Raw genomic sequence first — 21,946 nt, 5'->3', positions numbered from 1 at the left:
GCAGCAGCGCTGGCAGATCTTCGCGCACAACGACGCCACCGGCACCGGCGCCCTGCTCCTGGGCCGCGCCCTCGCCCAGGGCGCCCGCGCCGAGCTGGACGAGGTCCGCGTCTGGGACCGCGCCCGCACCGCCGACGAGCTCAAGCGCGACAAGGGCGTCCGCCTCATCGGCAACGACCCCGGCCTCGTCGCGTACTACCGCTTCGACGAGGGCTCCGGCACCCGTCTGCACGACCAGACCGACCACGGCCGCCACGGCGAACTCGTCGGCGGCCCCCGCTGGGTGACGTCCGAGGCGCCCATCGGCGACCACCCCGGCGTCCGTCGCGACAGCTTCGCCGTCGTCGGCCGGAAGACCGTCTCCGGGCTCTCCGCCGTCCTCTACCACCAGCAGGAGGACACGGCCGTCGGGTACGGCCAGGAGCCCAAGCCCGCCAAGCGCCAGGCCCGCGTCCTGCTGTCGTACGCCACCTCCGGCCTCGACCCGAAGACCGGCACCGGCACCGGGGACGCGTACCTGGCCACGGTCGACTTCGGCGTCGGGCGCGACGGTCGTCTCGCGCACTGCGCCGGGGGTGCGATCCCGGCTCAGCGGAACTCCCGACGGGCGGCGGCCGCGAGCTGCTCGGCCAGCGGGTGCGCGCCCCGTAAGGGCAGCGCGAGCGACACCTGGACCGCCGGGGCGTTGCGCAGCGGCACGTACACCACCGAGGGGTGGCTGGTGCGCCGGGCGGCGAGTTCCGGCACGGCGCCGATGCCCTGGTCCGCGGCGACGGCTTCGAGCCACTCGTCGTAATTGCTGCAGACGGCGCCGACCGCGGGGCGGCGGCCGGACGGCCAGAGGTCCGGGGCGGTCGTGCCGCTCACCGTGTTGCGGACCAGCGGCCAGTCCGCGAGCTCCGCCCAGTCCAGGTGGTCGCGCCGGGCCAGCGGCGAGCTGCGCGCGACGGCCGCCACCCGGGGTTCCCGCCACAGCGGGAGCGCCGTGACGGGCCGGTCGCGGGGGATGCGGCGCAGCAGGGCGACGTTGGTGTGCCCGTTGTCCAGGCCGGCCGTGGCGGTGTCGTCGCGCACGAACTCGAAGTCGACCCCGGCCTCCTTCGCGAACCGCGCGACGAACCGGGAGAACTGCTCGGGCAGCAGCCAGCAGAACCCGATCCGCAGGACCGAGGACGAGTGCAGCCGGCTGATCGCCCGGTTCAGGTGGACGTAGGCCTCCGTCAGGTCCGCGTGGAACGTCCTGCCCTCGGGGGTGAGGCTGAGGTGGCGCGTGGAGCGGTCCAGGAGGCGGGCGTTGAGCGCGCTCTCCAGGCGCTGGACGGCGCGGGAGACGGTGGGCTGGGTCACGTGGAGGCGCCGGGCCGCACCGGTGAAGCTGCCCGCCTCGACGACCGCTATGAAACACCGGAACTGGGACAGGTCGACGTCCGCGTTCCCGACGGACGGACGCACGTGCCCACGCATCATCAAAGCCCCCTTACACACCCCCGGATGAACGCGCATCAACGGGGACGGAACACGAAGGGGAGCCTGCGTGACGACGCCGGGATAAACCGGTCGCTCATCCGGTTCCCGCGCTGAATAGCCGTACGGCGCCCGCGTGCTCCGTTGCACGCCCGCCGCTCCCCCGTTCTTCGGTCAGTACGCACGGGAAATCTAACATCCGGGACATTGAAGCGGCACTGGTTGATCATGCAACCACCCCCCGCCACAAACATCACACCCCGTCAAACTTTCGCAAAGACCGCGGCAGAGGATGTAGCGTTCGCGCTGCTCAGCGCGGGGGCGACGGGACGCATGCCGACTGCGGACGCTCTTATGCGCGCACTGAATAAATGATGCGCGGAAGTAATTCTTCTTGGCGATCAAGCCCGCCTAGGGTTCGATACATGCTCGACGCAAGGACATTCCAGGCCGATGGGAATCGGTTTCCGGAAGTTCCCGTCACGCGCTGACCGCCCTGTTCCCCTTGTGCATTCACCCGGGAGGGAAGACCCATGTCTCCTGCCACCCAGAACACTCTGGACATCGAAGCCGAGCTGCAGGTGAAATACCACGTCTCCATCACCCGGGACGTGTTTTCCCCGGACAATCCGCTGCTGCTCGAAACCGTCGACCGCAGCACTTCGGCCGGAAAGCAGCTCGTGATACTCGACGCGGCGCTGTCCGCGGTCCTCCGCGGGCGCGTGGAGGCGTACTTCGCCGCCCACGACGTGGCCGTCGAGGTGATCGAGGTCGACTCCGGCGAGGTCAACAAGAACCTCGACACCTGCCTGTCCATCGTCGACGCGCTGGAACGGTCCGGCGCGCGCCGGCAGAGCAACCCGCCCATCGCGATCGGCGGGAACGTCCTGATCGACGTCGCGGGCTTCTCCGCCAGCATCTACCGCCGGGGCATCCCCTGGGTGCGGGTGCCCACCACCCTCCTGGGCATGATCGACGGCAGCGTCTCCGCCAAGACGGCCGTGAACCACCAGGGCAACCGCAACCGGCTGGGCACCTTCCACCCCGCGATGCGGACCGTCGTCGACACCGGCCTGCTGGCCTCGCTGCCCCGCCGGCACCTCGTCAACGGCTGCGGCGAGATCCTCAAGATGGCCATGATCAAGGACAGCCGGCTGTTCTCCCTGCTGGAGGAGCACGGCCCCGAGCTGGTCGCCTCGCACTTCCGCACCGAGCCCGCGGAGGAGGTCGTCACCCGCGCCATCGACGGCATGCAGTCCGAACTGCGCCAGAACCTCTGGGAGAAGGACCTGCGCCGCATCGTCGACTACGGCCACACCTTCAGCCCGCCGATCGAGATGGCCGTCGTCCCCGAGCTGCTGCACGGCGAGGCGGTCGCGATCGACTGCCTGTTCACCGCGCTGCTCTCGTACGTCCGGGGCCGGCTCACCGGCGCCGACGTCCGGCGGGTGGCCCGCACCATGCACCGCGTCGGGCTCCCCCTCGACCACCCGCTGTTCTACGACATCGACATGCTCGAGCGCGCGATGGACGAGGCGCGCCTGCACCGCGACGGCAGCCTCAACCTGCCCGTCGTCCAGGAGATCGGCTCCTGCGCCTTCACCCAGGAAGTGACCCGGGAGGAGCTGCACCAGGTCACCGCCCTGCTCAAGGAGCTGGCGCAGTCCGCGGGCGAGAACCTGCCCGCCCCCGCCCTGCAGCACTGAGCACCGCACCCCCACCGCACCACACCAGGAGGAGACCCGTGCCGGGTCCAGGATTTGAATTCCTCGGCGACGAGGAGCGACACAACGTCGAGCAGGTGCTCGCGAACTGGGGCCTCACCCGCTACCTGTTCGACGACCCCGAGGAGCACTCCTTCGTCCGGAGGCTGGAGCGCGACACGGAGGCCCTCTTCCGCAGCGGCCCCGCGATCGCCGTCAACAGCGGGACCTCGGCCCTCGCCACGGCCCTCGCGGGGCTGGGCATCGGCCCCGGCGACGAGGTCGTCGTCCCCGGCTACACCTACGTCGCCTCCATCGGCTCGATCGGCCACTTCGGCGCGACGCCGGTCCTCGCGGAGGTCGACGAGACCCTGACCCTCGACCCCGAGGACGTCGAGCGGAGGATCACGCCCAGGACGCGCGCCGTCATGGCCGTGCACATGCTGGGCGCGCCCTGCGACCTGGGGCGGCTGCGGGAGATCACCGACCGCCACGGGATCCTCCTGATCGAGGACGCCGCGCAGGCCTGCGGCGGCAGCTACGGAGGCGCGCGGCTGGGGACGGTCGGCGACGCCGGCGCGTACTCCTTCAACCCCTTCAAGGTCATCACCTGCGGCGAGGGCGGCATGGCCGTCTTCCGCGACCGCACGGCCTACGCCCGCGGCTTCGCCTACCAGGACCAGGGCTGGCCTCCGCTGCGCGACGACAACGGGGTCGGCACGGGCGAGGCGACGTTCGGCCTGAACCTGCGCATGCCCGAACTCAGCGCGGCCGTGGCCTGCGCCCAGCTGCAGCGCGTCGACACCGTGCTCGCCGCGACCCGGCGCGTCCGGGACCGCCTCGTGGAGCTCATCGAGCCGCACGAGGGCATGCGGCAGCGCGCCCTCAACGACGCCGCGGGCGACTGCGCCAACGTCGTCGTCCACACCTTCGACAGTGCGGACCGGGCCCGCGAGGTGGCGCAGAAGCTGTCCACCAAGCCGCTCGTCGACTCGGGGCGCCACTACTACGGCAACATGCCCCAGCTCAGCGGGAACGCGTCGATCCGCTGCCGGCGGGGCGACCTGCCCCGCACCGACGACCTGCTCTCCCGCTCCGTCGCCGTCTCCGTCGGCGTCTCGGACGCGCACCTCGGCTCCGGGTTCGGCGTCGGCGTGCGCAGCACCGAGGAGGAGATCGCCCGCGCCGCCGAGGCGTTCAACTCCGCCGTCCGGTCCGCGGTTCCCGCGTGACCGCCCCTCCCCCCTTCCCCTCACGCCACAAGGATCGGAGCATTCGGTGAAGAACACCCTGGACGGTTTCTCCATGGCGGTTCCGGACGTGGACGCCGCGGCGCACCTGTTCCGGACCGTCTTCGGAGCCGAGGTGCCGGCGTCCGCGGACGGCCGGGCCGCGGTCGTGGACGACCACGGCGCGCCCGCCCGGAGCGTCCTGCTGCAGCTCGACCCGCGGACGCGGCTCCGCCTGTTCGCGTACGAGGCGAGCGCGGGGACGGCTTTCGACGCCTCGGTCGTGGACATCGGCACCGCGCACTTCTGCTTCCGCACCGGGGACATCGAGCAGGCCGCGCGGTTCCTCGCGCAGTGCCCGGGGATCAGGATCCTCGGCGAGGTCATGGAGATCCCCGAGGGGGCGCTGCGCCACCACAAGTGGGTCTACTTCCGCTTCCCCTGGGGCGCGTACGGCGAGCTCCAGGAGTGGCCCGGGATCCCCTCGGCGGAGGCCGCGGAGCTCTTCCACGGCCAGGTGCCGCAGGAGGCGTCCCCGGTTCCCGCCCTGATGGGGATCGACCACGTGGGCTACAGCGTCCGGGACCTCGACGCCGCCGTCGACCTGCTCACGAGCGGCCTCGGCGGGCGGCGGATCCTCGGGTCCGTCATCAGCTCCGGCAAGGAGTTGATGACGCGTCAGTTCGAGACGCCCGTGCCGGCCCTGTCGAAGATGGCCATGGTGCGCATCGGCGAGCACACCAACATCGAGCTGTTCGAACACGTGGTGGACGAGGTCCGGCGCACGGGCGACCGGCTCGCCGTCGGGGCGTCCCGCATGGTCTTCCGCTCGGACGACCCGGCCGGATCGGGCGCGGAGCTGTCGCGCCGCTTCGGCTTCTCCGCGGCCGGGGACGGCGGGGCCGGAACCCTGCTCACCGCGGGCTCGGGCCTGGACGTCGAGTTCACGGCCTGCCGGTCGGGCGGCGGCGCGCCCGGCCGGCCCGGGCGCGCCGCACCGCGCATGCACGACCGGAAGCAAGCAATTCATGGGGGAAAACATGAGGAATGAACGGGCACTCGCCGATTCGCGGCTCCCGTCCCTGACCGGCCTGAGGTTCGTGGCGGCCCTGCTGGTCTTCTTCTTCCACCTGAGCGTGGAGAAGCTGTACGACGACGGCACGAACCCGGTGCTGTCGAAGATCTTCAATCCGGCCGGCGGCGTCGGCGTCTCGTTCTTCTTCATCCTCAGCGGATTCGTCCTCGCCTGGTCGGCCAAGCCGGGCCGGCCCGCGCGCGAATTCCTGCGCCGCCGCCTCGCGAAGATCTACCCGAACCACCTCCTGCTCTGGGTGCTGACCCTGCCCCTCCTGCTGCTGTTCGGGGAGCAGGTCGCCGCGGGGTCCGCCACGGCGAACCTCGCCCTCGTGCAGACGTGGTTCCCGCGGCTGGACTTCTTCTTCAGCGTGAACCGGCCGAGCTGGTCGCTCTGCTGCGAGCTGTTCTTCTACCTCATGTTCCCGCTGCTGGCGCGGTTCGTCGGGCGGTTCGGCCGGCGCGGCACCTGGGCGGTCGTCGCCACGGCCGTCGCGGGCGTCTGGCTGCTGCCCGTGGTCGCCGGTCTCCTGCACGGCGGGCCCGGCATGCCGCTCGACGTGTCGCACCCCGAGGCGGACAGCGGCGTGTCCGTGCGCCAGTACTGGCTGGTCTACGCGTTCCCGGTGTCGCGCTGCCTGGAGTTCCTGCTGGGCATCGCGGTGGCGAAGCTGGTCAAGGACGGTGCGTGGCCCCGGGTTCCCGTGGCCGTGGCCACGGCCCTGCTGGCGACCGGCTACGCCGCCGCCGTCGTGTCCCCCGTGCTCTACGGTCTCGCCGCCCTCACCGTGATCCCCTTGACGCTCTTCATCCCCGCCGTCGCGATGGCCGACCTGGAGGGCCGCGGCTCCCTGCTGCGGAGCCGGTCCATGGTGTGGCTGGGCGAGGTGTCCTTCGCCTTCTACCTCGCGCACCAGACCGTCCTGCGGATCGGCCACGACCTGCTCGGCCACGACACCTCCTGGAACGCCTGGACGGCGTCCGCGCTCGCCGCCGCCTTCGCCGGGGTCACCCTTCTGATCGCCTGGGCGGTCTACCGGTGGTGGGAGATGCCCGCCATGCGCCTGCTGACGGCGCCGCGTTCCAGCGGCAAGAGCATTCCCGTGGCGTCCGGCGGCCCGCGCGTACGGCCCGGACCGGAGACCGCGCGGCCGCGCCCCGCCGAGCTGGCCGCCGACAAGGACTGAAGCCGGCAGCACACCCCCGCCCGTACCCGCCCAGCAACACCGTGAGGAACTTTCGCCATGCTGACCGTGGACCGCGTCACCGAGCCGGAACTTGCCGCTCCCGCCGTGGAACAAGCCCGCCCCGCCACCTGCCTGCAGTCCTATCAGTCCGCCCTGGAGCAGGTGGGCATCGGCTCCGGGTGGCACGTGCTCGACGCGGGCTGCGGCAGCGGCGCCTTCCTGCCGTGGCTCGCCGAACTGGTGGGCCCCGGAGGGCGCGTGTCGGCCGTCGACCGGCTGGAGCGCAACACGGCGGCCGCCGCGGAGCGGATGCGCCAGTACGCCCCCGGGCAGGCCGTGGACGTGCGCCGCGCGACCGTGCTCGGCCTCCCCCACGCCGACGGCTCGTTCGACGCCGTGTGGTGCGCCGACGTCCTCCAGCACCTGGACGACGGCATGCTCGGCCGGGCCCTGCGGGAGCTGCGCAGGGTCGTGCGGCCGGGCGGGCTGGTGGCCGTGCAGGTGCCGGACGTCACGGCGGTCGCGGCACGGCCCGGCGACCCGTTCCTGTTCACCGACTTCTTCCGCGCGGCGGCCCCGTCGTGCCCGTACGCCCGGCAGTTGCTGCGCGGCCGCGAACTCCACCGGTGGCTCCGCGAGTCCGGCCTGGAGGCGGTGCGCCAGCACACGACGGTGATCGAGCACCTCGCCCCGCTGGAGCCCGGCACCCTGCGGTTCTGGACCCGCACCGGCGCCCTCGTCGCCCGGCAGGCGCGGGGCCTCGGCGGCGGCTGGGAGCACCGGTTCGCGCCGTTCGCCGACGCCGGCGCGGAGGACCACCCGCTCCGCTCCCGGCACGGATACGTCAGCGAGGGCACCACGGTCGCCGTCGGCACGGTCCCCCTCGCGTGATAAGTTAGGATTCCCTTACTAAGGGATGATGATATGTTCTATCGGGAGGTGGGCGGAGTGCGCGCGGTACCGCGTTCGGCACTGATCGAAGGCACCATCGAGCGGCTGAAGACGCAGATCGTCAGCGGCAGGTGGCCGATGGGGAGCAAGATCCCCGTCGAGGACGAGCTCGTGGCCGAGCTGGAGGTCAGCCGCAGCACGCTGCGCCAGGCGGTGCAGGCCCTGGTCCACGTGGGCCTGCTGGAGACCGCGCAGGGCCGGGGGACGTTCGTGCGCGGCACCCACGAGGTCGACGCCGTCCTGACCCGCTATCTGGCCGACGCCGAGCTGCGCTACGTCCTGGAGACCCGCCGCGGCCTGGAGGTGGAGGCGGCGGGCCTCGCCGCCGAGCGCCGCAGCCGGTCCGACCTGGACCGCCTCGCGGCCGTGTATGAGCGCCAGACCGCCGCCCACCGGGACGGCAGGGCCGGCGAGTTCAACCGGGCGGCGGTGGAGTTCCACACCGCCGTCGTCGAGGCCGCGGGCAACCCCGTGCTGACCCGGCTCTACAGCAGCATGCTGGGCTCCGTCCGGGACTCGGTCCGGGTGGGCGGCGTGCGCCGCCCCGACGAGCACTACGGGGACCCCGGCCACGCCCGCATCCTGGAGGCGATCGACGGCGGCGACCCGCAGGCCGCGCGGGACGCGGCGGCCGAGCACGTGTCCGCCTTCCTGATCGCGCTCGCGCCGGCCGGCAAGGACGCGCCGTGACGGCCCGGGGCGGCGCGGCGCCCTCCCCCGGCGGCGAGCAGGAGCCGCTGTTCACCCGCACCGCCGTGGCGGCGTCCTGCCTGGGCATGGTGATCATCGGTGCGCTGATCGCCCTGTACGGACCGGTGGTCCCCGCCCTGCGCGACAAGTTCTCCTTATCGGAGCCGACGGCCGGGCTGGCCCTGGCCGCCCAGTCGCTCGGCGCGGTGGTGGGCGTCCTCGGCTTCCACTCCGTCCACCGCCGGATCGGCAACCGGGCGCTGCTGATCTCCTCCTACCTGACCATGCTGGCAGGCACCGTCACCTTCGGTCTCTCCGGGACGTGGCCCCTGATGCTGGGGGCGGCCGTCGTCACGGGACTCGGCCTCGGCGGCGTCGACTTCGCCATCAGCCGGCTGTTCCTCATCGGGCTCGGCTCCCGCGGCCCGGCCCTGCTGAACGTGGCCCACGGCTGCTTCGGGCTCGGCACGGTCCTGGCGCCCGCCGTCATCGCCGTCACCGGCCCCGAGCGCTACGGCGCCACGTTCATCACGATCGGCCTCCTGACCCTGATCCCCCTGGCCTGCGTCCGCGGGGTGCGGGCCCGCCCGACGCCCGCCGAACTCGCCGAGGCCTCCCCCGCACCGGCCCACCGCTCCGGCGGACGCGGCCTGGCCGTCGTGCTCGCCGGCTTCGTGGCCGTCTACATGCTGCACTTCGCGGTGCAGAGCGGCATCGGCAACTGGGAGCCCACCCACCTGCACGCGCTCGGGCAGAGCATGACCGGCGCGACCGTCGCCACGTCGGCGTACTGGCTGGCCATGACCGCCGGCCGCTTCCTGGTCGCCCCGCTCGCCCGCCGCTGGTCGCCGGCCGCGATCGTGACCGGCGCCTGCGCCCTGATGACCGTCAGCGTCCTGCTGGTGCCGGTGCCGGGCCTCGCCCCCTGGGCGTACGCGGCGGCCGGGCTGTGCATCGGCCCCATCTTCCCCAACGGCCTGAACTGGCTGAACCGTTCCGCGCCCGCCTCGGGCAGCGCCATGGCCTACGTCATCGCCGCGGCCATGCTCGGCTCCGTCGCCTTCCCGCCCGCGCTCGGCGCGGTCATCGAGGAGTACGACGTCGGCGCCCTGCCCCTCACGCTGTCCGTCCTGTGCCTGGCCACGCTGGCCATCAGCGCTGCCCTCGCGCGACGGCTGCGCGGCGCCCGGCCGGGGACGGTCACGGCCCGGACCGGGGTCCCCCGCGAGCAGACACGCACCACAACGACCGTACGAACGACAGGCACACGAGAGAAAGGCGCGTCATGACCCAGCAGTGGGTGGCGGGATTCCGCAGCGCGGTGATCAGCCCGTACGAGACGATCCGGCTCACCGAGCCCCGCGGCTTCCATGACCAGACGGTCCGTCAGGTCCTGCACATGGCCGGCGGGGGCGAGCGGGTCCGGGTGCGCCTCTCCAACCGCTACGGCCGCTCCCCGCTGACCGTCGCCGACGCCCGGGTGGCCGAACGCAAGACCGCCGACGAGATCGTGGCCGAGACCGATACCGGGGTGCGCTTCGACGGCTCGGCGCAGGTGACGGTCCCGGCGGGCGGCGAGGTGGTCAGCGATCCGGTCGGCCTGCCCGTCCGGGCGGGCGCCGACCTCGTCCTCAGCCTCCACCTGCCGGCGGAGACCGGCCCGGCCACCTTCTCGCACATGCCCGGCGAGACGTCCTACGTCACCGCCGGGAACGCGACCGGGGCGACGGGCCTCCCCGGGGCCGAGCAGGTCCCGTGCCGGTTCTACGTCACCGGGATCGACGTGCTCGCGGACGAGGGCACGGCGGTGGCCGTCGCCTTCGGGGACTCCTGGTTCGAGGGCGTCGGCACCACGCCCGGCGCCAACCGGCGCTCCGTGGACGCGCTCAACCGGCGGCTGGAGCGCGGCTGGACCGTCAACCAGGGCATCGCCGGGAACCGGCTGCTGACCGACGAGATCGGCGAGCACGCCCTGGCCCGCTTCGAGCGGGACGTGCTGTCGGTGCCCGGCGCCGCCCACGTCCTGGTGAACTTCGGCATCAACGACCTGGGCCTGCCCGGAATGGCCGGCCTGCCCCCCGCCACGGCCGGCGAGCTGATCGCCGGGTTCACCGAGCTGGCCCGCAGGGCGCACGGCGCCGGGCTGACGGTCCACGCGGCGACCGTCGGCCCGTTCGCCGGCGCCGTCTACCCGGGCCACAACACCCCCGAGGGCCTCGCCGCCCGGCGCGAGGTGAACGAGTGGATCCGCACCGGCGGCGCCTTCGACTCGGTCTTCGACGTCGCCCGCGCCGTGGAGGACCCCGAGCGGCCGGACCACATCCGCCCGGAGTTCGACAGCGGCGACGGCATGCACCTCAACGACGCCGGAGCCGAGGCCATGGCCGCCGCGGTCGACCTCGGCGCGCTCGCGTTCTGACGCCACCGGCGTCCCACGACGACCCCGCACGGCGCACTTCTCGTGCAACCCCCGGCCGTGCGGGGTCCCTCCCGTTCCGCTACGAGACCGTCACTTCGGCGATGCCCGTGCGGGACCCGGCGGCCCCGGCACCGTGCACCACCACCCTCACGTACCGCGCGTCAACCGGCGTACTGCTGCCGCCGGCCGCGGCGTCGTGCCAGTGCCGTCCGTCGGTGGACAGCTGAACGGCGTACGAGGACGGGGCCGGGCCGCTCCAGGCCGGGGTGACCTCGCTGACGCGCACGGACCTGCCGAGATCGGTGGTCAGGCTGCCGTCCGGCCCGTCCGGGACCCAGGCCGTGGCCGTGTTGCCGTCGACGGCGGCCCCCGCGTACATGCCGGGTTCCTCGGACGAGGCGGTGGCGGCGGTGCAGCGGGCCTTGTTACCGGTGGGCGCGAGGTCGGGGCGGCGGGTGTCGAGGACGGCCGGGGACGCCTTGGAGACCACCTTCGCGCCCTGCGGCGTGTCGAGGGTCATCGGCGCGCCGTCGGTGAGGCGCACGGTGGTGCGCCGGGCGCCGAGCTCGACGTCGTACGTGCGGCCCTGCCAGCGCAGCCCGCGCAGGGTGACGCCGCGGCCGAGCTGCGGGGGCAGCACCGGGTCGAGGTGCAGCTTGTCCTCGCGCATCCGCATGCCGGTCAGGCCGTTGGTGAAGATCTGCAGGAAGCCGCCCTTGCCGGTGAGGAAGTCGTGCGCGGGCGAGCCGGCCAGCGGGTCCTCGGCGCCCGCCTTGGCGCCGCGGGCCTCCGAGAACTGGGCGAAGGGGCCGCGGACGAACGGCCTGATGGCGCGCTGGAGGTAGGTGTACGTCGAGCAGCCCGGCTCGCCGATCGCGGCGGAGACGACGGCGTGCACCGAGTCCGTCATGGCCGGGCCGTCGGGGTCGGTCCGCTGCGCGTAGTAGTCGAGGGTGCTCGCCGCCGCGCCCTCGGGCATCGGCCACTCCAGCGGGTACATCAGCAGCACCGTGTCCGCCTGCTTGATCTTGCCGCCGCGGTAGCCGTCGTACTGCTCGAAGACCTTGCGCTGCGCGTCGTAGGGGATGCGGATCCGGTCGGCGATCGCCGTCCACTCCCCCGGGGCGCGCTCGCCGAGCAGCTGGGCGACGCGGGTGGCGTGGCGCAGCGCGGTGGCCGCGCCCGCGTTGGTGAAGACCGCGTCGTCGACGCCGTTGCTGTACTCGTCGGGGCCGGCGGTGTCCTTGATGGAGTAGCTGCCGTCCGTGTTGGGGCTGACCCTCCCGGCCCAGAACTCGGCGATGCCCTTCATGACGGGCCAGCCGCGCTCGCGCAGCCACGCGGTGTCGCCGGTGGCGAGGTAGTACTGCCAGACGGCCAGGGAGATGTCGGACTGGAGGTGGATCTGGGTGCGGCAGTGGGGCGGGTCCACGCTGTGGCACTCCTGGGCCAGATCGCCCTTGCTGCCGCTGTTCCAGGGGTAGAACAGCCCCTGGTAGCCGAGCTTGCGGGCGTTCTCGCGGGCTCCCGGGAGGGTGCGGTACCGGTACTCGACGACGCTCCTGGCGAGGGCGGGGTCGGTGGCCAGCAGGGCCGGGTACATCCAGGTCTCGGCGTCCCAGAACACCAGGCCCGCGTAGTTGTCGCTGGTCAGCCCGGCCGGGGCGATGCTGTCGGAGGCGTCCTTGCGGCTGCTGGAGAGCAGTCCGTACCGCGCGGAGCGCACCCAGGTCTGCAGGTCGCGCTGCCCGGGCACCTCGATGTCGGCGCGCCACAGGCGGGCCCAGGCGGCGGTGTGGGCGCGCAGCAGCCCGTCCCATCCCTGCCGGGCGGCGCGCTGTGACGCCGCGGTGGCGTCCCGGCGGGGTGCCTGCGAGGTCAGAGCGGTGTCGACGCCGACGTACTTGGTGAGTTCGTACGCGTGGCCGCTGCGGACGGGGAAGGCGAGGGACTGCCGTGCGCTCAGGTCCTCGGCGGCCCCGGCGGCTCCCGCCCTGTCCGTGCGCACGCCGTTCCCGGCGCGCAGGGTGGAGGCGACGGCGCCGTCGGTGTCCGTGCCGTCGGTGCGGAAGGCCACGTCCATGGTCCGCCCGTCGCGGCCGGACCCCTCGGTCCGGTCTCCCCCGCCGGTCTGGCGGATGCGCCGGGCGCCGTGTCCGTCGATCCGGTCGGTGACGGTGGCCTCGCCGCTCCAGCGCGGTGTCATGCGCAGCCGGACGGCGCCCACGTGCGGGTCGTTGCGGTCGGCGAGCACCTCGTAGACCAGGTCCGTCTTCCTGCCGTCGGCGGCGGTCCAGGTCAGGGACGTGCGGACGATGCCGCAGTGCAGGAAGAGGGTCTGGCGGTAGCCGGACACCCGGCCCGGTTCCGTCGAAGAGTTGAAGGTATCGCCGTGGGCGCCGCCGGTGCCGACGGTGAGCCCGGTCCAGGTGGGCAGTGCCGCGACGGCCTGCCGGTCGCCGGCGGTCTGCTGGTTGTGCGCGTAGAGCCCGGAGACGAACGAGCCGTCGTAGCTGGGGGTGAAGAGCGGCCAGCCGGTCTTGGTGTCACTGCCGGTGTAGCCGGTGCCGTTGGGCGCCACGCGCTGGCCCAGGTAGCCGTTGCCCACGTAGGCGTGGTGGGTGTCGGTGGTGTCGATGCGGGTGGAGTCGAGCGACCAGCCGTCACCCGTCCGGCAGTCGGCGGACGGGGGGACGGCGGCGGGGGAACGGTCGGCGGTGGGGGGTTGTGGTGCGGTGGCCGCGGCCGCGGGCGCCACCGGGGCGACGAGCGCACCGGCGAGCAGCAGCGCGGTCAGGCGGGCGGGACGCGGGCGCGGGCGCGCTCCGGGGGAGTACGTCATTGTTCTCCGTCGTTCTCGTATCTCCTGCGAGAGTCCCGCGACCATAAAGTTGCTGAACGGACAACGTCAATGGTTGACGTTATTCATACAACTTCTGAACTTCCTTGGGTGAGGGCGCATACGGCCGTCGCCGGGGCGCGGTTCCAGCGCATCCGGGACCAGGGCAGGGCCAGTTGACTCTGGTCGGACACCTCCCGGGGGGCGAGGTCCGCGATCGGCGCGGCCTCGCGGTGCCGGGCGTGGACGGTGTCGACGTAGCGGTGGCCGGTGTCGGCGGCGATGAAGAGGACCGTCCGTTCGGGGGCACGCTCGCGTTCGTGGCGGGCGGCGAGGTAGCCGGCGCCCGTCGACAGGCCCGCGAAGACCGCGTGCCGGCTCAGCAGGTCGACGCTGCCGGCCAGCGCCGCGTCGAAGGAGATCCAGTGCAGCGTGTCGTACAGCTCGTGGGAGACGTTCCCGAAGGGGATGGAGCTGCCGATCCCGGCGATGATGATCTCGGGGTCGGAGACGTGCTCGGCGCCGAAGGTGACGCTGCCGTAGGGCTGGACGCCGACGAGTTCGACGCCGGCCGGGCCGCCGGGTGCCGCGCGCAGGTAGCGGGCGAGGGCTCCGGTGGAGGCGCCCGATCCGACCCCGCCGACCACGGTGAGGCCTTCCGTGCCGGTCGCCTCGCGGATCCGGTCGGCGACGGCGCGGTAGCCGAGGTAGTGGATGTCGTCGTGGTACTGCCGCATCCAGTGGTACTCGGGGTGCGCGGCGAGGATCTCGTGGATCCGCTCCACCCGCCGCTTCTGGTCCAGTTTGAGGTCGCTGCACGGTTCCATCTGCTCCAGCGTGGCCCCGAGCACGGCGAGCTGGGTGCGCAGGGCGTGGTCGACCGTCGTCGAGCCGACGATGTGACAGCGCATGCCGTGCCGGTGACAGGCCAGGGCGAGCGCGTACGCGTAGATGCCGCTGGAGCTGTCGAGCAGCGTGTCCCCGCGCCGTACGGCTCCGGTGTCGAGCAGGTGGCGCACCGCGGCGAGGGCGGAGACCACCTTCATCGTCTCAAAGCGCAGGCAGACGAGCCGGTCGTCGAGGCGTATGAGGTCCGGCCGGCCGATCGACTCCGCGACGTGCTGATCCATCCAGGGGCTCCTTGGTGGTGGTGAAGGTCGTGAAGGTCCGGGTGGCGGGGATGCCGTGGGCGTCCAGGGCGCGCAGGCAGCTGCGGACGCGGTGCCGCAGGCCCGGGACGGCGGGGTCGAACAGCACGCCCGCCACGGCGCCGCTGTGCGCGATCTGGACGCCGACGGCCCCGGCCCGGCGGGCGATGACGGTCAGTGCGTCGAACTCCGGGTGGCCCAGGGCCTGCTGGCCGCGCCGGGCGCTGGCGGTGGCGACCCGGCCGAGCAGCTGGGCGTCGCCGGTGGCCACCGCCCGGCGCAGCCGTGTGCGCATCCGCTCCCAGGCCCGTACGTCGCTGTCGGCGGGTTCGTGCACGGGCAGGGAGAGGGTGTCCACGGGCGCGCCCCCGCCGAGGGTGCAGCCCACGACGACCAGGGGCGGCAGGGCCGGGCCGAGGACCTCCAGGACGCGGCCCTCCCGCTGGGCGAACAGCACCGGCCGGCCGTCCAGCATCAGCGGGTCGCAGGCCAGTTCGGCGCGCACGGCCAGCCGGGCGACCGCGCCGGGGGCCGTCCGCAGCCGGTACGAGTCCGCGACCGCGCGGACGGCGGCGATCACGTCGCTGGTGGAGCTGCCCATGCCCAGGCCCACGGGGATGTCGCACGTGATCCGCAGCTCCCCGCCGCAGGGCGGCTGACCGGTCCGTTCCGCGCACTCGGCGACCGCGAGGGCCGCGGCCCGGGCGGCCTTCGTGCGGTCGGCGGGCACGACGGTGAGTGCCTCGGGCGCCGTGCCGGGCCGGCGGACGAACTCGGCGCTGCTGCCGGGCCCCGCCATCGGCAGGGTGACCAGGCCCGCGCACCGGCGCCCGTCGTCGTCGAGGAAGACGCCCTGGAGGAGCTCGCCGTGGTGGCAGGGGGCGTGCCCGGTGCCGGTGGGGAGGACACCGGCACCGGGTGCGGTCGCACGGGCGGCGGGGATCATGCGCCGCCCGCCGTCCGGTAGCGGTACAGGGCGGTCTCCTCGGCGCTGAACTGGGAGAAGGGGAACGGTTCCGCGGACAGGGCGGTCACGCCCGAGCCGAGGAAGGCGCGGGCGACGGCGCTGCCGGTCTGCGCGTAGACGATCAGCGGGACGCCGCGGGACCGGCAGCGCTCCAGGACGGTGTCGAACGAGCCGTTGCTCAGGGTCATTCCGGTGGCGACGACGGCGTCGGCGCGGTCCAGCACCTCGTGCATGTCGTCGGTGACGGGATCGCCCCACTGGGTGGCCCTGAGGTTGAGGTCGCAGGGCAGGGGTTCGCCGCCGCGCGCGCGTATCGCCGCGACCAGCGGGTTGACGACGCCGATGAGGCCGACCTTCGCGCCCTCTTCGATGTCCAGCAGGCCGGCGACGGCCGCGTCGCGGGCCCGCGCGCGGACCTCCGGGGTGCCGGTGGGGAGGGTGACGGCCTCGGCGTCGCCCTCCTCGGCGGCCGCGCGGTGGGGGCGGGTCTCGGAGAGGTAGGCGTCGAGGGCGGCGATCCGCAGCGGGCGCGGGGCCTCGCGCAGGAGGGCGTCGAGCGGGGTGCCGGAGGAGTCGCGGCAGATCGAGGGGTCGAGCTCGCCGGCCTCGAAGGCGCAGCCGCCGAAGGAGCCGCCGAGGCGGACCAGGACGTACTGGTTGAGGTAGGTGGTGTCGCCGCCGGCGAGGCGGGTGCCGTGGTGGATCCAGAACACGCTGGTGGCGACGAGTCCGGAGGGGAGCGGGCCGTGTTCGCCCGCGAGGACGGCTTCGACGAGCGCGTCGACGGCCGGGGCGGGGGCGGGGGACGTACGGGTCATGGGGTTCCTATTCGGAGGGAGTGGTGGAGCGTTGCGGTCCGCGGTACGTGACCACGGGATGCCCCAGGGCGTCGGTGGTGAGTTCGGCGTCCACCTCGAAGACCTCGGCGAGCCGCTCGGCGGTCAGGACGGCGGCGGGGGTGCCGGAGGCGATCAGGCGGCCGTGGTGCAGGAGCAGCAGCCGGTCGCAGTACCGGGCGGCGAGCGACAGGTCGTGCAGCGCGACCAGGACGGTCTGCTCGGTGCCGGTCAGCAGCTCCATGAGTTCCAGCTGGTGTTTGACGTCGAGGTGGTTGGTGGGCTCGTCGAGCAGGAGGGCGTACGGCTGCTGGGCCAGCGCGCGGGCGATGTGGGCGCGCTGCCGCTCGCCGCCCGACAGGGCCTTCCAGGAGCGGCCGGCGAGCGCGGTGAGCCCGACGCGCTCCAGCGCGGTGGCGACGACCGCCCGGTCGGTGGCGTCCGGTCCGTGCCAGCGGTCGCGGAACGGGGTCCGTCCCAGACCCACGACGTCGGCGACCCGAAGGTCGCTGTCCGCGCCCGGGTCCTGTGCGGCGAAGGCGGCGTGGCGGGCGATCCGGCGCGCGCTCCAGCCGTGTACGGGCTCGCCGTCGTAGCGGACCGTGCCCGTCTCGGGGGCCCGCAGGCCGGCCAGGCAGCGCAGGAGCGAGGACTTGCCGGAGCCGTTGGGGCCGAGCAGTCCGACCGTCTCGCCGGGGGCGATGTCCGCGCTGACGCCGCGTACGACCGGCGTGCCCGCCACCGACCAGCTCAGTTCTTCGGCGGTGATCCTCACAGTTCACCTCGTTTGCGCAGGACGAGCAGGAAGAGCGGCACGCCGAGCAGTGCGGTGATCACGCCCACGGGAACCTCGCGGGGCGCGAAGGCGATCCGCGCCAGCGCGTCCGTCCAGACCAGGAACACCGCGCCCGCGAGCGCCGCGTACGGCAGCAGCACGCGGTGCAGCGGACCGACGAGGAACCGCACCCCGTGAGGGACGATCAGCCCGACGAAGCCGATGGCGCCGACGGTGGCCACCGCCACGGCGGTCAGCGCGGCCGTGGCCACGAGCAGCAGCATCCGCGTGCGCCGTACGCCGATCCCGAGGGAGGCGGCGGTGTCGGTGCCGAACGCGAACCCGTCGAGGGCGTTCGAGCACAGCCATGCCGCCAGCAGCCCCGGCGGGGTGACGATCGCGCAGGCCGCGACGGTGTCCCAGCGGGCCGGTGCCATCGATCCCAGCAGCCAGTGCGTGACGGCCCGGGTGGTGTCCGCGTCCGCCGAGGCCATCAGGACGAGGGAGGTGAGCGCGGTGAAGAGCTGGCCGACGACCACGCCGGTGAGGACGATGCGGGCCGAGTCCAGCCCGGTGCGGCGCAGGAGCAGGAGGAGCAGCCCGAAGGAGAGCAGCGCGCCGGCGAGGGCGCCGCCGGTGACGCCGAGCGCGCCCGCTCCCGCTCCGAGGACGACCACGGTGACGGCTCCCGCCGAAGCTCCGGAGGAGACGCCGAGCAGGTAGGGGTCGGCGAGCGCGTTGCGGGTGACCGCCTGCAGCACCGTGCCGCACACGGCGAGCGAGGCGCCGACGAGGGCGGCCATCAGCACGCGCGGCAGCCGCAGGTCCCAGATCAGGGAGTCCGTCAGCGGGGGCAACGGCTCCACGTCCAGGCCGAGATGGGCGCCGAGGACGCGGGCGAGGCCGGCCCAGCCCACGCCGGAGATGCCGGTGCGTACGGCCGCCGCGATGGAGCCCGCCAGGGCGAGCGCGGCGAGGAGGAAGAGGAGCGCCCGGGTCGCGGCGGACCGGCCGGACCGCGGTGTGGTGACCGGGTCCTCCGTCACCACCAGCCCGCGGGCCGCCGGAAGCAAGAGATCTGCCGGCGGCACGAGATCCGCCGGACCCTTCCGGGCCGCGGTCTCAGCGGACATGCCCGAGGTCCTTCATTCCCTCGGCCAGCATCCCCAGGGCGTGCACCGAGCGCACGGACGGGTCCAGTTCGATGCCCGGCACTTCGAGGATCTTGTTCTCCCGTACCGCGGCCAGCTTGGAGACCACCGGGTGCCCGGTCATGGCGGCGCGCTTCTCGGAGGCGCTGTCGCCCGGCCGGCCGCGCTCGGACAGGTCGCCGATCACGATGAAGTCCGGGTCGCGCTCGGCGACCTCCTCCCAGGAGACCTCCGGCCAGTCCTCGTTCACGTCGTCGAAGGCGTTCTTCGCGCCGATGATCCGGCTCATCTCGCTGGGCAGGCCGCTCCTGCCCGCCACGTACGGCATGCCGTTGAAGACGGAGTAGAGGTAGACGACGGTCGGCCGCTCCTTGCCCCGGGGGGCCTTGGCCGCGCTCTCCCCCGCCTTGGCGACCGCGGCGCGCTGGCCGGCGGCGAGCTTGCCGGCCCGTTCCCGGACTCCGAAGACCTTGCCCAGGTTCTCGTAGTCGGAGAAGAGGAGTTCGAAGGGGGTGCTGCCGGCCGGGTTCCGCTGCGGGCAGTCCACGGCGCTGACGAAGGTGGGGACCTTCAAGGCGGCCAGCTCCTCGCGGGTGCCGGCGCGGTCCTTGGTGAAGAGGTCCGCGGATCCCGCGACGACGAAGTCGGGGCCGGCGGCGCGCAGCTGCTCACCGGTGGCGATCTTGGGGGCGATGACCGGGACCCCGGCGTACGCGGCCTCGTACTGCGCGGGGATCTTCGTCTTGAGGTTGGCCGTTCCCGCCATCCGGTCCTGGAGGCCGAGTTCGAGCAGGGTCTCGGTCGAGGCCTGGTCCAGGGCGACGGCCCGCTTCGGGGGCCCGGCGACGGACACCTGACGGCCGCAGCTGGTGACGGAGGCCGCGGTGGCGGACTCGGCGTCCGCCCTGGAGCCGTCGCGTGCTGCCGTGGAACAGCCCGCGGTAGCGAGGGTGACGGCCAAGGCGATGCCGAGGCGGGCGGGGTGGCGCATGGGGTCTCCAGTCCGGGAGGGGGTGCCGCGTTCGAAGGGTACTGTAATGGTATTCATTTTCATTAAGCGAACCCGGGTGCGATCCGGCCCGCCGATCCGCACCCCCGGCCCCCACCCCGAGGAGCAACCACACCGTGCCGACCACACCCGCGCCGACAGCGGCCAAGTCCACCGCCCCGCCCCCGCGTTCGGTCCTCCGCGACACCGCGTTCCTGTGCCTGTGGACGGGCACCACCGCCTCCGGCCTCGCGACCTGGGCCCTGCCCTTCGTCCTCGGACTCGCCGTGCTCCACCGCGACCTCGGCGCCACCGGCCTCGGCCTGGTCCTCGCCGCACGCACCGCCGGCTTCCTCCTCGCCGTCGCCGTCGGCGGCGTACTGGCCGACCGGCACTCCCGCCGCGCGGTCGTCCTCTGGTCGGCCCTCGCGGCCGCTGTCGCCGCGCCCCTCCTCGCCGCCGGTCTCGGCCGCTCACTCGTGCTGATGACGGCCGCCGCCGCCCTCGCGGGCGCCGGACAGGGCGCCTGCCGCCCCGCGTTCCAGGCGCTCACCGCCGAGACCGTCGCCCCCGAACGCCGTCAGCGGGCCAACGCCGCCATGACCATCGCGGTACGGAGCGCCACGCTCACCGGCCCCGCCCTGACCGCGCTGCTCGCGGCCTTCCTCGACGTCTCGACGCTCCTGCTCGGCATCGGCCTGCTCTGGCTGGTCGCCGCGCTCGTCCCGGGCAAGGGGGCCGCCGGTCCCACCGCGGCGGACCCGGCCGCGGAGCCCGCCGCGCGCGCCGGCTTCCGCGCCGAGTTCCTCGAAGGGATACGGGAGGCGCGGCGCCACCCCTGGTTCCTGGCCGGCCTCGCCGCCCTCGCCGCCGTCATCGCCCTCGGCTACTCCGCCACCGGCGTCGCACTGCCCCTGATCAGCCGGGACCGCTACGACACCGGGTGGGTACTGGCCGCGGCCATGACCGCGTACACCGTGGGCGCGCTCCTCGGGGCCCTGCTCGTCGCGCGCCTGCGCCCCCGCTCCCAGGGCTGGGCCGCCTTCGCCGGGCTGGCCGCGTACGGCGTCGCGCCGCTGAGCCTGATGCTGCCCGTGCACCCGCTCGTGGTCGTCGCCGCGTACGCCGTCGCCGGGGCCGGCATCGAACTGTTCAACGTGCCCTGGTTCACGGCCACCCAGCGCGAGGTCGCCCCGGAGAAGCTGGCGCGCGTCTCCTCGCTGGACTTCCTGGTGTCCTACGGCCTGGCACCCGTCGGCCTGGCCCTGATCGCCCCGGCCATCGAACGGTTCGGGACGACCCCCGTCCTCGCCGTCGCCGCCGCGGCCTGCTTCCTCGTACCGGCCGCGGCAGCGCTGGTCCCCACCGCCCGCCACTTCACCCGCACGGGCCCGGCGGCGGGGGACTGACGCGGAGCGGCCACGGCCGCCTCGATACTGTTCCAGAACCTGAGAGTCGGCAGAGCGCCTCTCACTTGCAGATCAGCAGCCCGCCCTCGGCATTTCCAAGGAGCCCGCCGTGAAAATGTTGATCAACGTTCCCGAGTCCGTCGTCCCCGATGCCCTGCGCGGGATGGCCGCGGCGCATCCGGAGCTCACCGTCGACGTGGAGCACCGCGTCGTCGTGCGGCGGGACGCGCCGGTGGCCGGGAAGGTGGGGCTCGTGTCCGGGGGCGGGTCGGGGCACGAGCCGTTGCACGGGGGGTTCGTGGGGTACGGGATGCTCGATGCCGCGTGCCCCGGCGAGGTTTTCACCTCGCCCGTTCCGGATCAGATGGTGCGGGCCGCGGCGGCCGTGGACAGCGGCAAGGGCGTGCTGTTCGTCGTGAAGAACTACACGGGTGACGTCCTCAACTTCAACATGGCCGCGGAGCTCGCCGAGGACGAGGGCATCCAGGTGGCCAGTGTGCTGGTCAACGACGATGTCGCGGTGACCGACAGCACCTTCACGGCGGGCCGGCGCGGCACCGGCGCCACGCTGTTCGTGGAGAAGATCGCGGGTGCGGCGGCGGAGGAGGGGGCGCCGCTGGAGCGGGTGGAGGCGCTCGCGCGCCGGGTGAACGAGGCGTCGCGGAGCTTCGGCGTGGCGCTCGCCGCGTGCACCACGCCCGCCAAGGGCAGCCCGACGTTCGACCTGCCCGCCGGGGAGCTGGAGCTGGGGGTGGGCATCCACGGCGAGCCCGGGCGGGAGCGGCGGGCGATGATGACGTCCGGCGAGATCGCCGACTTCGCCGTGGACGCGGTCCTGACGGACCTGCAGCCGGGCGGGCCGGTGCTGCTCCTGGTCAACGGCGCGGGCGGGACGCCGCTGCTGGAGCTGTACGGGTTCACGGCCGAGGTGCACCGGGTGCTGCAGGAACGCGGCGTGCCGGTCGCGCGGACGCTCGTGGGCAACTACGTGACCTCCCTCGACATGGCGGGCGCCTCGGTGACGCTGTGCCGGGCCGACGAGGAGATCCTGCGGCTGTGGGACGCACCGGTGCAGACGCCCGGCCTGCGCTGGGGACGTTAGCCCCTCGGGCCGGC

The 21,946-nt window shown here is 73.5% G+C and carries 18 protein-coding genes; 10 read left to right on the top strand and 8 right to left on the bottom strand.

What is annotated here, in order from left to right:
• Positions 1-588: 588 nt before the first annotated feature.
• A complete protein-coding gene (locus tag ACOTKD_RS14045; protein WP_424889256.1) occupies positions 589-1,467 on the bottom strand; it encodes a LysR family transcriptional regulator in 879 nt (292 codons plus the stop codon).
• Between the two features lie 530 nt (positions 1,468-1,997).
• Here ACOTKD_RS14045 and ACOTKD_RS14040 point away from each other — a divergent pair.
• From ACOTKD_RS14040 to ACOTKD_RS14005, 8 genes are read left to right on the top strand one after another with little or no spacing between them, the layout of a single operon-like run.
• A complete protein-coding gene (locus tag ACOTKD_RS14040; RefSeq protein WP_424889255.1) occupies positions 1,998-3,170 on the top strand; it encodes a sedoheptulose 7-phosphate cyclase in 1,173 nt (390 codons plus the stop codon).
• A gap of 38 nt (positions 3,171-3,208) precedes the next feature.
• On the top strand, positions 3,209-4,399 hold the full coding sequence (locus tag ACOTKD_RS14035; RefSeq protein ID WP_424889254.1) for a DegT/DnrJ/EryC1/StrS family aminotransferase: 1,191 nt from the start codon (positions 3,209-3,211) through the stop codon (positions 4,397-4,399).
• Between the two features lie 46 nt (positions 4,400-4,445).
• Positions 4,446-5,447 (top strand): hypothetical protein, encoded by a 1,002-nt coding sequence (locus ACOTKD_RS14030; protein WP_424889253.1) that lies wholly within the window; start codon positions 4,446-4,448, stop codon positions 5,445-5,447.
• Complete coding sequence (locus ACOTKD_RS14025) at positions 5,437-6,657, top strand: acyltransferase family protein (protein ID WP_424889252.1); 1,221 nt, start codon at positions 5,437-5,439, stop codon at positions 6,655-6,657. The genes ACOTKD_RS14030 and ACOTKD_RS14025 overlap by 11 nt, the downstream gene beginning before the upstream one ends.
• A 57-nt stretch (positions 6,658-6,714) precedes the next feature.
• Complete coding sequence (locus tag ACOTKD_RS14020; protein WP_424889251.1) at positions 6,715-7,548, top strand: methyltransferase domain-containing protein; 834 nt, start codon at positions 6,715-6,717, stop codon at positions 7,546-7,548.
• Positions 7,549-7,605: 57 nt separating this feature from the next.
• On the top strand, positions 7,606-8,298 hold the full coding sequence (locus ACOTKD_RS14015; protein ID WP_424889250.1) for a FadR/GntR family transcriptional regulator: 693 nt from the start codon (positions 7,606-7,608) through the stop codon (positions 8,296-8,298).
• Entirely contained in the window at positions 8,295-9,587 is a 1,293-nt protein-coding gene (locus ACOTKD_RS14010) for an MFS transporter (protein ID WP_424889249.1), read from the top strand. The genes ACOTKD_RS14015 and ACOTKD_RS14010 overlap by 4 nt, the downstream gene beginning before the upstream one ends.
• Positions 9,584-10,717, top strand: coding sequence for a GDSL-type esterase/lipase family protein (locus ACOTKD_RS14005; RefSeq protein ID WP_424889248.1), 1,134 nt, complete (start codon positions 9,584-9,586; stop codon positions 10,715-10,717). The genes ACOTKD_RS14010 and ACOTKD_RS14005 overlap by 4 nt, the downstream gene beginning before the upstream one ends.
• 79 nt (positions 10,718-10,796) lie before the next feature.
• On the opposite strand, the gene ACOTKD_RS14000 is transcribed toward ACOTKD_RS14005, so the two are convergent.
• The 7 genes from ACOTKD_RS14000 to ACOTKD_RS13970 form a co-directional block, all read right to left on the bottom strand.
• Positions 10,797-13,559: a discoidin domain-containing protein gene (locus tag ACOTKD_RS14000; RefSeq protein ID WP_424889247.1), complete on the bottom strand. Its 2,763-nt coding sequence runs from the start codon at positions 13,557-13,559 to the stop codon at positions 10,797-10,799.
• Positions 13,560-13,642: 83 nt separating this feature from the next.
• Positions 13,643-14,686: a pyridoxal-phosphate dependent enzyme gene (locus ACOTKD_RS13995; protein WP_424889246.1), complete on the bottom strand. Its 1,044-nt coding sequence runs from the start codon at positions 14,684-14,686 to the stop codon at positions 13,643-13,645.
• Positions 14,607-15,650 (bottom strand): GHMP kinase, encoded by a 1,044-nt coding sequence (locus tag ACOTKD_RS13990; protein WP_424889245.1) that lies wholly within the window; start codon positions 15,648-15,650, stop codon positions 14,607-14,609. Before ACOTKD_RS13990 ends, ACOTKD_RS13995 begins: the two co-directional genes overlap by 80 nt.
• The gene (locus tag ACOTKD_RS13985) at positions 15,647-16,489 is read right to left on the bottom strand and encodes a Rossmann-like domain-containing protein (protein ID WP_424889244.1); all 843 of its coding nucleotides are present in this window, start codon (positions 16,487-16,489) and stop codon (positions 15,647-15,649) included. The genes ACOTKD_RS13990 and ACOTKD_RS13985 overlap by 4 nt, the downstream gene beginning before the upstream one ends.
• 7 nt (positions 16,490-16,496) lie before the next feature.
• Positions 16,497-17,282 (bottom strand): ABC transporter ATP-binding protein, encoded by a 786-nt coding sequence (locus tag ACOTKD_RS13980; protein ID WP_424889243.1) that lies wholly within the window; start codon positions 17,280-17,282, stop codon positions 16,497-16,499.
• Entirely contained in the window at positions 17,279-18,415 is a 1,137-nt protein-coding gene (locus ACOTKD_RS13975; protein WP_424889242.1) for a FecCD family ABC transporter permease, read from the bottom strand. Before ACOTKD_RS13975 ends, ACOTKD_RS13980 begins: the two co-directional genes overlap by 4 nt.
• Complete coding sequence (locus ACOTKD_RS13970) at positions 18,405-19,424, bottom strand: ABC transporter substrate-binding protein (RefSeq protein ID WP_424889241.1); 1,020 nt, start codon at positions 19,422-19,424, stop codon at positions 18,405-18,407. The genes ACOTKD_RS13975 and ACOTKD_RS13970 overlap by 11 nt, the downstream gene beginning before the upstream one ends.
• A gap of 134 nt (positions 19,425-19,558) precedes the next feature.
• On the opposite strand from ACOTKD_RS13970, the gene ACOTKD_RS13965 reads away from it, so the two are divergent.
• Positions 19,559-20,830: an MFS transporter gene (locus ACOTKD_RS13965; RefSeq protein WP_424889240.1), complete on the top strand. Its 1,272-nt coding sequence runs from the start codon at positions 19,559-19,561 to the stop codon at positions 20,828-20,830.
• 109 nt (positions 20,831-20,939) lie between these two features.
• Positions 20,940-21,932, top strand: coding sequence for a dihydroxyacetone kinase subunit DhaK (gene dhaK, locus ACOTKD_RS13960; RefSeq protein WP_424889239.1), 993 nt, complete (start codon positions 20,940-20,942; stop codon positions 21,930-21,932).
• Positions 21,933-21,946 lie beyond the last annotated feature (14 nt).

The organism is Streptomyces sp. XH2 (genome assembly GCF_049725035.1).
Taxonomy (GTDB): Bacteria; Actinomycetota; Actinomycetes; order Streptomycetales; family Streptomycetaceae; genus Streptomyces; species Streptomyces roseoverticillatus.
The sequence above is the reverse complement of the archived record's forward strand: the minus strand, read 5'-3'. Positions and strand labels throughout refer to the sequence as shown.

Excerpts from the sequence above, each read along its gene's own strand:
- ACOTKD_RS14045 (WP_424889256.1), bottom strand. The coding sequence starts at position 1,467 with ATGATGCGTGGGCACGTGCGTCCGTCCGTCGGGAACGCGGACGTCGAC.
- ACOTKD_RS14040 (WP_424889255.1), top strand. The coding sequence starts at position 1,998 with ATGTCTCCTGCCACCCAGAACACTCTGGACATCGAAGCCGAGCTGCAG.
- ACOTKD_RS14025 (WP_424889252.1), top strand. The coding sequence starts at position 5,437 with ATGAGGAATGAACGGGCACTCGCCGATTCGCGGCTCCCGTCCCTGACC.
- ACOTKD_RS14020 (WP_424889251.1), top strand. The coding sequence starts at position 6,715 with ATGCTGACCGTGGACCGCGTCACCGAGCCGGAACTTGCCGCTCCCGCC.
- ACOTKD_RS14005 (WP_424889248.1), top strand. The coding sequence starts at position 9,584 with ATGACCCAGCAGTGGGTGGCGGGATTCCGCAGCGCGGTGATCAGCCCG.
- ACOTKD_RS14000 (WP_424889247.1), bottom strand. The coding sequence starts at position 13,559 with ATGACGTACTCCCCCGGAGCGCGCCCGCGCCCGCGTCCCGCCCGCCTG.
- ACOTKD_RS13995 (WP_424889246.1), bottom strand. The coding sequence starts at position 14,686 with ATGGATCAGCACGTCGCGGAGTCGATCGGCCGGCCGGACCTCATACGC.
- ACOTKD_RS13990 (WP_424889245.1), bottom strand. The coding sequence starts at position 15,650 with ATGATCCCCGCCGCCCGTGCGACCGCACCCGGTGCCGGTGTCCTCCCC.
- ACOTKD_RS13985 (WP_424889244.1), bottom strand. The coding sequence starts at position 16,489 with ATGACCCGTACGTCCCCCGCCCCCGCCCCGGCCGTCGACGCGCTCGTC.
- ACOTKD_RS13975 (WP_424889242.1), bottom strand. The coding sequence starts at position 18,415 with ATGTCCGCTGAGACCGCGGCCCGGAAGGGTCCGGCGGATCTCGTGCCG.
- ACOTKD_RS13970 (WP_424889241.1), bottom strand. The coding sequence starts at position 19,424 with ATGCGCCACCCCGCCCGCCTCGGCATCGCCTTGGCCGTCACCCTCGCT.